Here is an 8,639-nt window from a genome sequence, read left to right as displayed (position 1 = left end):
GGTAGTGGCCACCGCCGACCCGGCCACCCTGCCGGCGAAGGCGACCTGGTACCTGGCCACCGACCTTCCCCGCCCGGGCTCCCCACGCATCACCGAATCGCCCTACCCGCCCGCCGCCCTCGCCGAAATCGTGCGGATCTACGGGCTGCGGCACTGGGTCGAACAGAGCTACAAACAGGTCAAGGACGAACTCGGCTGGGCCGACTTCCAGGTCCGCTCCGATGCCGCCATCCGCCGCCACCAGACCCTCGTGAACTGCGCTTTCAGCTTCTGCTGGAACACCTGGTTCGCTCCGCCCCCGCCCGTTCAAGCCGATCCGCCATCCGGTCCTGACGCACTGCCAGGCCCGTTAGAGAGGGGGAGAACCAGGGCCCCAGCAGCCCCAACCGGCGTGCTGGCCCCAGGCACTCCGGGCCGTCCGTGGCTGGCTAACGCCCTGGGCCACGCTGCAACGCTACTGGCGAGCATGGTCGACGAAGCCCCCGCCCCCAGCACTCCAGGAACTGATCAACACCGTCGGCAGCGGCAGACCTCTTGATCTCTACTGCCCGGTCTAACAAACCACCGCTAGTGAGCCGGTCTTGAGGTCTCGCTTCGCCACGTGAGCTGTGTTCCGTTTCAGATCATGGCCGTGCTGGTGACAGCGCGGCTCTGCTTCGGTGTGCTGACGGTGTGGGGGACAACAGGCTGGAACCGCTGGTGTTATCCGAGGCCGAGCAGCTGACGTTGCAGGGATGGGCGAAACGCCGGACGACCGCGCAGGGCCTGGCGAAGCGGGCTCGGATCGTGCTGATGTGCGCCCAGGGACTCAGCAATACCGCGGTGGCCGCGCGCCTGGAGACCGATCGCGGGACGGTTGCCCGGTGGCGGACCAGATTCCTGCACGGCCGGCTCGACGGGTTGTCCGATGAGCCACGCCCGGGGGTGCCGCGCACCATCACGGACTCCCAGGTGGAGGAGGTGGTGGTGCGCACTCTGGAAGAAGTCCCGGAGGGTGCGACGCACTGGTCGAAGCGCGAGCTGGCCCGGGAGGTGGGGATCTCACCGACGAGCGTGCTGCGGATCTGGCAAGCCTTCGGCCTCCAGCCGTGGCGGACCGAGGATTTCAAGATCTCTCCAGATCCGCTGCTGATCGACAAGATCCGTGACGTGGTCGGGCTGTATCTGGCGCCGCCGGCGAACGCCGCGGTCTTCGCAGTGGACGAGAAGCCGCAGATCCAGGCCCTTGAACGGACCGCGCCGGTGCTGCCCATGGTCCCGGGCACCCCGGAGCGGCGCAGCTTCGACTACGTCCGGCACGGCACAGTGGACCTCTTCGCGGCCCTGAACACCGCCACCGGCAAGGTGATCGGAAAGCTGTCCGCGCAGCACCGTGCGGTGGACTTCCGTGACTTCCTCGACGAGATCGACCGCCAGACCGATCCCGGCCTGGCGGTCCACGTCATCTGCGACAATCTTTCGGCCCACAAGGCGCCGGTGGTGCACAAGTGGCTTGTGGCGCATCCCCGGTTCGCGTTGCACTTCACCCCGACGTACTCGTCCTGGATCAACCAGGTCGAGCGGTGGTTCGCCGAGCTGGAACGGCGCTGTCTGGAACGCGGCGTGTTCTGCTCACTGGACGAGCTGCCGAGGCCGAAAACGTCACACTGCGCATCGACGGCAACGAAAACCAGGTCCGTCGGCCGAAGGCCGGACGCCCCGGACAGGCCGCCTTCGTCTCCGGCAAGCGCAAACAGAACATGTGCCGCGCTGCCCTATCCGATCGGCATGCCAACCCCACTGGTCACGGCCGTTCTTCACGGGTCTTGGGAGTGGGCCACCTGTGCTTCGAGCGCCCCTGATTCGCGCTCTGCCCCATCGTGTCGGGTCCGCGCCACGGTAGATGCGACCTGGGCCGGAATCCCTCATTCAGCCGCCATGGAGGTGGCCGATCCGGTCCGGTGTGAGGCGGTCAAGGCAAATGGCAACGATTCAGCCGGTGTTCGTCGACTGGACGTCCCGCAACGATGAGCGGACCGAGGCCGTCGGGACCCTGGACCGCCGCACCACGGTGCTGCTCACCGGGCCCCTGGGTGCCGCTTACCTGCACGAGGACTGGACGGAATTTGGGTTGGCGTACTTCACCCCACCGCTGCCTGCCTCGGACATGATCGAAATGGTCGGTCATTTTGAAGGCAGTGTGTTCGAAGTCAGTTTCGGTAGCCCGGTGAAGGATCCCGTCTTCCACCTGGGATCGCTCGCCTCCGAGCTTGAGTTTGTGGAGCTTCCGGCGGGTACGCGCGTCGACCGGCTCAGCGGCGACGATCATTTCGAGGTCGACGGCAACAAGGTCAGAGGCGAGTTCGCGGATCCTGTCATCGGCCCTGACGGGACCCTCGGGCCCAGTGACTCCAACGGCAGCGTTCGCCTTCGTGGGCGGGAGCCCATCTCTTCGATCAGGTTCACCCTGAAGCCGACCTACACAGCCGGCTCGCCCGACGGCGTACACCTCCAGATCGGCGGGACGGTAGAACAGCCTGTGTTCGTCGACTGGACGTCCCGCAACGATGAGCGGACCGAGGCCGTCGGGACTCTGGACCGCCGCACCACGGTGCTGCTCACCGGGCCCCTGGGTGCCGCTTACCTGCACGAGGACTGGACGGAATTTGGGTTGGCGTACTTCACCCCACCGCTGCCCGCCTCGGACATGATCGAAATGGTCGGTCATTTTGAAGGCAGTGTGTTCGAAGTCAGCTTCCGTCCCCCGGTGAAGGATCCCGTATTCCACCTGGGATCGCTCGCCTCCGAGCTTGAGTTTGTGGAGCTTTCGGCGGGTACGCGCGTCGACCGGCTCAGCGGCGACGATCATTTCGAGGTCGACGGCAACAAGGTCAGAGGCGAGTTTGCGGATCCTGTCATCGGCCCTGACGGGACCCTCGGGCCCAGTGACTCCAACGGCAGCGTTCGCCTTCGTGGGCGGGAGCCCATCTCTTCGATCAGGTTCAGCCTGAAGCCGACCTACACCGCCGGCTCGCCCGACGGCGTACACCTCCAGATCGGCGGGACGCCGTTGCCGAACACATCTCCAACCGAGACGGCTACCGCCTGAGCCGAGTTCGGAGAACGAACCGCGACACTCGATTGCGGTGAGGTCGACCCGGAGCGCGGTACTGGCCTCACGACCAGCCCGTTTCTCCGGGTCGCCTCCCGAACCCGGCGTGCACCGCTAAGCGCACCGGGCTCTCGGCCCTGGTCCGCAAGCCCGGCGCGCTCCCCGGGGCGACCGCGCTGGACCAGGCGCGCTCGGCGGGCAAGTTCACCCCGGTCCACGACGCCTGGTGGCAGGCCGCATGCACCGCCCACGGCGACGCGGAGGGCACCCTGGCGCTCATCTCCGTCCTGCTGCTGCACCGGCACATGGTCCACGAGCACGTGGTGGCCGGGATCGCCACCGCGCTGCGGGCCGGCGCGCTGACCGCCGACGCGGTCGCCCTGGAGGCCCGCAAGTGGGGCGAGGCCGACCAGCCGGCCGACCAGGACATCGCGCCGCGCCGGGTGGACGGCGGGGCGACGGTGACCTCGCTGACCGAGCGGCGCCTGGCCGCGCTGCCGCCCGACCCCAGGCCACTGCCGTCGGTGGCCGCCTACGACCAGCTGCTGCGATTCCGCCGGCGGCCCGCCGACGGCCAGGCATACCAGGAAGAGGCACCGTGACCGCCAAACGCAACCGCGGACTGACCGAACAGGCCGCCGACACCGCCGTGGACCAGGCATGCCGGATGCTCCTGCTGCCCACCATCCGCACCCAGTACCCCGAACTGGCCGAAGCCGCCCTCCGTGACCAGATGACGTATCGCGGATTCCTGGCCGAACTCCTGCTGTCGGAATGCGACGACCGGGCCCGCAGGCGTTCCGAGCGTCGGATCAAGGCGGCCGGCTTTCCGCGCGAGAAGTCGATCCGGCAGTTCGACTTCGACGCCAACCCCGTCATCGACCCGGCCGCCATCCACACCCTCGCCAAATGCGACTGGGTCAAGAAGGGCCTGCCACTGTGTCTGATCGGCGACAGCGGAACCGGGAAGTCCCATCTGCTGATCGCGCTGGGCACCGAGGCGGCGATGCACGAGTACCGGGTGAAGTACGTGCTGGCCACCAAGCTCGTCAACGAACTCGTCGAGGCCGCCGACGAGAAGCTGCTGGCCAAGACCATCGCCCGCTACGGCCGGGTCGACCTCCTTTGTATTGACGAGCTCGGCTATATGGAGCTTGACCGTCGCGGGGCGGAGCTGCTGTTCCAGGTTTTGACGGAGCGTGAGGAAAAGAATTCTGTGGCGATCGCCTCCAACGAATCCTTTGGAGGGTGGACCAAAACCTTTACGGATCCAAGGCTCTGCGCGGCCATAGTGGACCGGCTGACGTTCGGCGGGAACATCATCGAGACCGGCACCGACTCCTACCGCCTGGCCGCCACCCGCGCCCGCGCCGAACAGCAGGCCGCCGCCGCGGTCGCCGCGGGCTAGGGAAGCCACGCGTCCTGCCACTGAGGGTGCAGCTCGAAGGGCAGAGCACGGGCGCGGAGGGCCTGTTCGGCGAAGACAGGGTCCAGTGGCCACTTCGGATCTCGCGGGTTCTGGCAGCGGATCCGCCGTTCGCAGTCGTCCAACTCCGACCGGAGCGTCAGAGCCCGGTCAAGCATCTCTCTCGGGACGGGACAGGCGCAGCCTTCGAACACGGCAGTGCGCGGTCCCGGCTCTCCCGAGGCGACGGCAGCGCAGGCCAGCTCGTGGAACAACTCGGCCTGCGCTGCGGTCTCTGCCAGCCGAGCCCCCACGAAGGCGATCAATTCGGCGGTGCTCGGCTTCGCCTGCATGTGTCCTCCCAGGCCGCAGAACCACAGCGTGCGTCGCATCCGGCGTCCCACAAAAGGGGTCTTGGAACTTAACCGTGCCGAGGGCACCGGCGCCCGCTGCGCCTTCGGCTACCGCAACCCCGCCAACCAGCGGCTCCGAGCCCGCTGTGCCATCACCCGACGCGCCCGAGGACACCTGGAGACCCACACCAGCGGACGACACAGCCAGCCACACCGATCTTCAAGACCCCGACGGCGTTGCGAGATGTTCGGGTAGGTGGCGGGGCTGTCGGTCACGACCGATACGGTGCCGCGCATGACCGAATCCACTGATCTGCGCGCGACGAGAGATTCCTACGACACCGTCGCCGCCAGCTACGCCGAGCTGATCAAACTGGACCTCGAACGCATGCCTTACGACCGCGCGATGCTCGGCGAGTTCATGGAACTCGTCCGCGAATCCGGGCCGGTCGGCGACCTCGGTTGCGGTCCTGGACACGTGACGGCACATCTGGCCGCGTCGGGGGTGGCCGCGTTCGGGATCGACCTCTCGCCGGGGATGGTCGAGATCGCTCGGAAGAAGAATCCGGAGCTCCGGTTTGAGGTCGGGTCGATGACCGCGCTGGAGCTTCCTGACGGCGGGCTCGGCGGCGTTGTCTCCTGGTACTCGATCGTCCACATGGCCCTGGAGCAGCTGCCGACGGTGTTCGCAGAGTTCTTCCGGGTTCTCACTCCGGGCGGGCATCTGCTCCTGGCCTTCAAGGCGGGCGACAGGAAGTCCCCGCTGAACCACGCGTACGGGCACGACGTGTCGCTCACCGTCTACTGGCAGTCGCCCGAGCGGGTCGCCGAACTGTTGGAGCAGGCCGGATTCGCCGTCCAGGCGCGGCTGATCCGTGCGCCGGGCGAGATGAACAAGGGGCCGCAGGCGTTCGTACTGGCGCGCAAACCGGCCGCGGCCTGAACAGGCCGCGGCCAGCCTGACGGACTCCGCTGCCAGACGGGATGCCCCCGCCCAAACCGTCAGCACGGTTATAAGTTCCAAGACCCCACAAAAGTAGGCCCCGAACATAACGCCCTCGAACACCTGCACCCGCCGCAGAGGGGCCGCCAGGTGGAGTCATTTCTCAGCTACAAAATCCGGCCTCCCACGCATCGGGTGGAGTCAGAACTGACCTACAAGTGGAGTCCACCGTCACCTACGAAGCCAGCAGGTCCACGCCGAGCGGGCGGATGATACGCACGACGTCGTGTCCGGCCCGTTCCAGAGCGGCCACTGTGAGGGACCCGATGTTCCCGGTCGCGCCGGCAACGGCGATTCGCATTCTCCGCATGGCAGTCTCTGTTCGCAGACGATGGTGATGCCACTGCTGACGAAGCGGTCCCATCCGCCGACGTATCCACCTTGCACGCGCGAAGACCTGCACGCATCCCGTCCCGCGCGGACCGGTCGCTGTCCCCGGCTGCGGCTGCAGCGGGATGGCGGGGGAGGCATCCGGGCTACTCATCGCGGCGCAGGCGAGAACGCTCACGGTTGGTTACGCTGTCGATACGATGGGTGGTGAGCGACAGATGGTCACGCGCGGATTCACGGGACGTCCTCGACGCACGGAAGGCCCGGTCCCACCGGGGCAGTTCGTCACCAGTGACTTCCCGGTCCTCACGGCGGGCCCGACCCAGCACGTACCGGCCCGCGCGTGGGAGCTGGTGGTCACGGACGGGATCACGGAGAAGACCTACGCGTGGGCGTCGCTGCACGATCTGGGCGTGGTGGACCTGACGACCGACATTCACTGCGTCACGCACTGGTCCAAGCTGGGGACGACCTGGCAGGGCGTTCCGGTGGCGGCCGTGCTGGAGGACGCCGGGGTGGCCGACGAGCCCTACGCGCTGGTGTCCTCGTACGGCGGCTACACCACGAACGTCCCGGTGGAGGACCTGGTGGACCGCGACGCGATGGTCGCGGTGGGCTACGACGGCGGTCCGATCCCCGCCGAACATGGCGGGCCGGTCCGGCTGCTGGTGCCGCACCTGTATCTGTGGAAGTCCGCCAAGTGGTTGCGCGGGATCCGGGTGATGCCCGAGGACGAGCTGGGGTTCTGGGAGAACGCCGGCTACCACCACCGCGGTGACCCGTTCCTCGAACAGCGCTACTACGGTGACTGACCGTTCAGCCATGCCACCGCGCGTGCGACCCGTTCACGGCTGGCGAGCCGCCACCGTCGCTGGTACGGCGCGTGAGAGCGCCTCGGCGCGCACCATCCGGCTCGCCGTCGCCGGCTGGCCGGGGCATGTCGCCGGCCAGCACATCGACGTCCGGCTCACCGCCGAGGACGGGTACCAGGCCACCCGCAGCTTCTCGCTGTCCTCCGCGCCCGGGGAGGCCCCGCAGATCACCGTGGAACGCGTGGACGACGGCGAGGTGTCTCCGTACCTGGTCGACGTCGCCACCGACGGTGACGCCCTGGAGATCATGGGACCGGTGGGGGGCTACTTCGTATGGCGGCCCGGCGACGACGTACCGCTGCTCCTGGTCGCCGGCGGCTCCGGCATCGCGCCGATGCGCGCCATCTGGCGGGCCGCCCGCGCTCACGGCACACCGGTGCGACTGGTGTACTCCGCGCGCACCGCGGACCGGGTCATCTTCGCCGACGAGCTGCGCGGTCCCGACGGGCCGGAGAGCACCGTCCATCTGACCCGGGAACGGGCGGCGGGGTTCGAGCACGGCCGGCTGAGAGCCGAGCAGCTGAGCGCGCTGCTTCGTCCTGGTGGTGTTCGCGAACCGCGGCTGCGGGCTTACGTATGCGGCCCGACCGCCTTCGTCGAGGAAGCCGCCCGCGGACTGATCGGCGCCGGCTTGGACGCCGACTCGTTGAGGACCGAGAGGTTCGGATAGGAGGCCCGCAGTGAACGCAGAGGAAGACCTCCTCTCGGTGCCCCCGGAGGACGGCTATGTGGACGGCAACGCCGTCGCCGGGGCGATGTCGCTGGCCCTGGGCCGGGACGCGACCACGATCGTCCTGCAGTGCGCCGAGTGCGGGGATCGGCACCGCGTCGCCGAGACCAGGGTCTATCTGCGCTGCCCCGGCATGGTGGTGCGCTGTCCGGCGTGCTCGGCGTGCGAGGTGCTACTCGTCGACCGGCCACGCCGGCTCCAGCTCACCCTGATGTCGATCCGGATGCTGGAGCTGCCGTGACCCCCGCCTCGCCGGGCGACGAGCGAGAGGCGCCGGCCAAGCGGCGCGCTCGGGCGGCCCGGTCGCTGGCGTGCGCGGACATCGTCGACGCCCTGGGACGAATCCATCGGCACCGCGCGCACATTCACGACCTCGTCACTCCGACACCGGGCCGGATCCTGTTCGGCCCGGCGGTCACGATCTCCTTCTTCCCTTCCTGTTCGGTGATGATGGACCCCGAGACGCACACGTTCGGCGCTCTGCTCCGGCAGGCGGTGGGCGTCGAACCCGACGGTGGCCGGGGGAAGGTGCTGGTGCTGGCCAGCAACGGCCACCGCGACGTCTCCATCGGCGGCGGCACCAAGCTTTCCCTCCTGACGCGCTACGGCCTGGCCGGTGTGCTCACCGACGCACGGCTGCGTGACTTCGCCCAGCTGCAGTCCCACCCCTTCGCGGCCTACTGTTCCGCGGAGGCCGTGCGATGGGGCGGCGATGTGATCACGCCCTACCAGGCGAACGTGCCGGTCGTGGTCGCGGGGGTGATGGGGCTCGTTGAAAACGGCCACTGGGTGCTCTGAGGTGGGGGCAAACCCGCTCTGTTGATCTCCCCACCCATCGTGTGATCTTGCTCGGTG

Annotated in this window: 8 protein-coding genes and 3 pseudogenes; 10 read left to right on the top strand and 1 reads right to left on the bottom strand. The window is 68.2% G+C overall.

Translation table 11 applies throughout. From position 1 onward, the window contains the following. The 5 genes and pseudogenes from ACZ4RZ_RS49985 to istB all read left to right on the top strand — a co-directional run. A pseudogene (locus tag ACZ4RZ_RS49985) lies at nucleotides 1–538 on the top strand (IS701 family transposase); the annotation flags it as partial. Nucleotides 539–672: 134 nt separating this feature from the next. Further along, a pseudogene (locus tag ACZ4RZ_RS49980) lies at nucleotides 673–1,755 on the top strand (IS630 family transposase); the annotation flags it as partial. Between the two features lie 205 nt (nucleotides 1,756–1,960). After that, the gene (locus ACZ4RZ_RS49975) at nucleotides 1,961–3,088 is read left to right on the top strand and encodes a hypothetical protein (protein ID WP_467754321.1); all 1,128 of its coding nucleotides are present in this window, start codon (nucleotides 1,961–1,963) and stop codon (nucleotides 3,086–3,088) included. A 131-nt stretch (nucleotides 3,089–3,219) separates the two neighbouring features. Next, nucleotides 3,220–3,693: pseudogene (locus ACZ4RZ_RS49970) on the top strand (IS21 family transposase); the annotation flags it as partial. Then, nucleotides 3,690–4,499 carry an IS21-like element helper ATPase IstB gene (gene istB / locus ACZ4RZ_RS49965; protein ID WP_467754320.1) on the top strand — a complete coding sequence of 270 codons (810 nt, stop codon included), beginning with the start codon at nucleotides 3,690–3,692 and terminating at the stop codon, nucleotides 4,497–4,499. The pseudogene ACZ4RZ_RS49970 and the gene istB, both read left to right, overlap by 4 nt. Here the strand turns inward: istB and ACZ4RZ_RS49960 are convergent. Next, a complete protein-coding gene (locus tag ACZ4RZ_RS49960) occupies nucleotides 4,496–4,888 on the bottom strand; it encodes a hypothetical protein (protein WP_467754319.1) in 393 nt (130 codons plus the stop codon). The genes istB and ACZ4RZ_RS49960 overlap by 4 nt on opposite strands. Before the next feature lie 256 nt (nucleotides 4,889–5,144). Between ACZ4RZ_RS49960 and ACZ4RZ_RS49955 the strand changes: the two genes are divergently transcribed. From ACZ4RZ_RS49955 to ACZ4RZ_RS49935, 5 genes are all read left to right on the top strand, one after another. Further along, on the top strand, nucleotides 5,145–5,792 hold the full coding sequence (locus tag ACZ4RZ_RS49955; protein WP_405910228.1) for a class I SAM-dependent DNA methyltransferase: 648 nt from the start codon (nucleotides 5,145–5,147) through the stop codon (nucleotides 5,790–5,792). Between the two features lie 590 nt (nucleotides 5,793–6,382). Further along, a complete protein-coding gene (locus ACZ4RZ_RS49950; protein ID WP_467754318.1) occupies nucleotides 6,383–6,994 on the top strand; it encodes a molybdopterin-dependent oxidoreductase in 612 nt (203 codons plus the stop codon). A gap of 10 nt (nucleotides 6,995–7,004) precedes the next feature. Beyond that, nucleotides 7,005–7,724, top strand: coding sequence for an FAD-binding oxidoreductase (locus ACZ4RZ_RS49945; protein ID WP_111002479.1), 720 nt, complete (start codon nucleotides 7,005–7,007; stop codon nucleotides 7,722–7,724). Between the two features lie 10 nt (nucleotides 7,725–7,734). Further along, nucleotides 7,735–8,025 (top strand): DUF6510 family protein, encoded by a 291-nt coding sequence (locus tag ACZ4RZ_RS49940; RefSeq protein ID WP_081235550.1) that lies wholly within the window; start codon nucleotides 7,735–7,737, stop codon nucleotides 8,023–8,025. Next, on the top strand, nucleotides 8,022–8,582 hold the full coding sequence (locus ACZ4RZ_RS49935; protein WP_467754316.1) for an RraA family protein: 561 nt from the start codon (nucleotides 8,022–8,024) through the stop codon (nucleotides 8,580–8,582). The genes ACZ4RZ_RS49940 and ACZ4RZ_RS49935 overlap by 4 nt, the downstream gene beginning before the upstream one ends. The last annotated feature ends 57 nt before the right edge of the window (nucleotides 8,583–8,639 follow it).

This window comes from Streptomyces sp. NPDC027189 (assembly GCF_055566975.1).
This window is presented reverse-complemented; position numbering and strand designations above follow the sequence as displayed.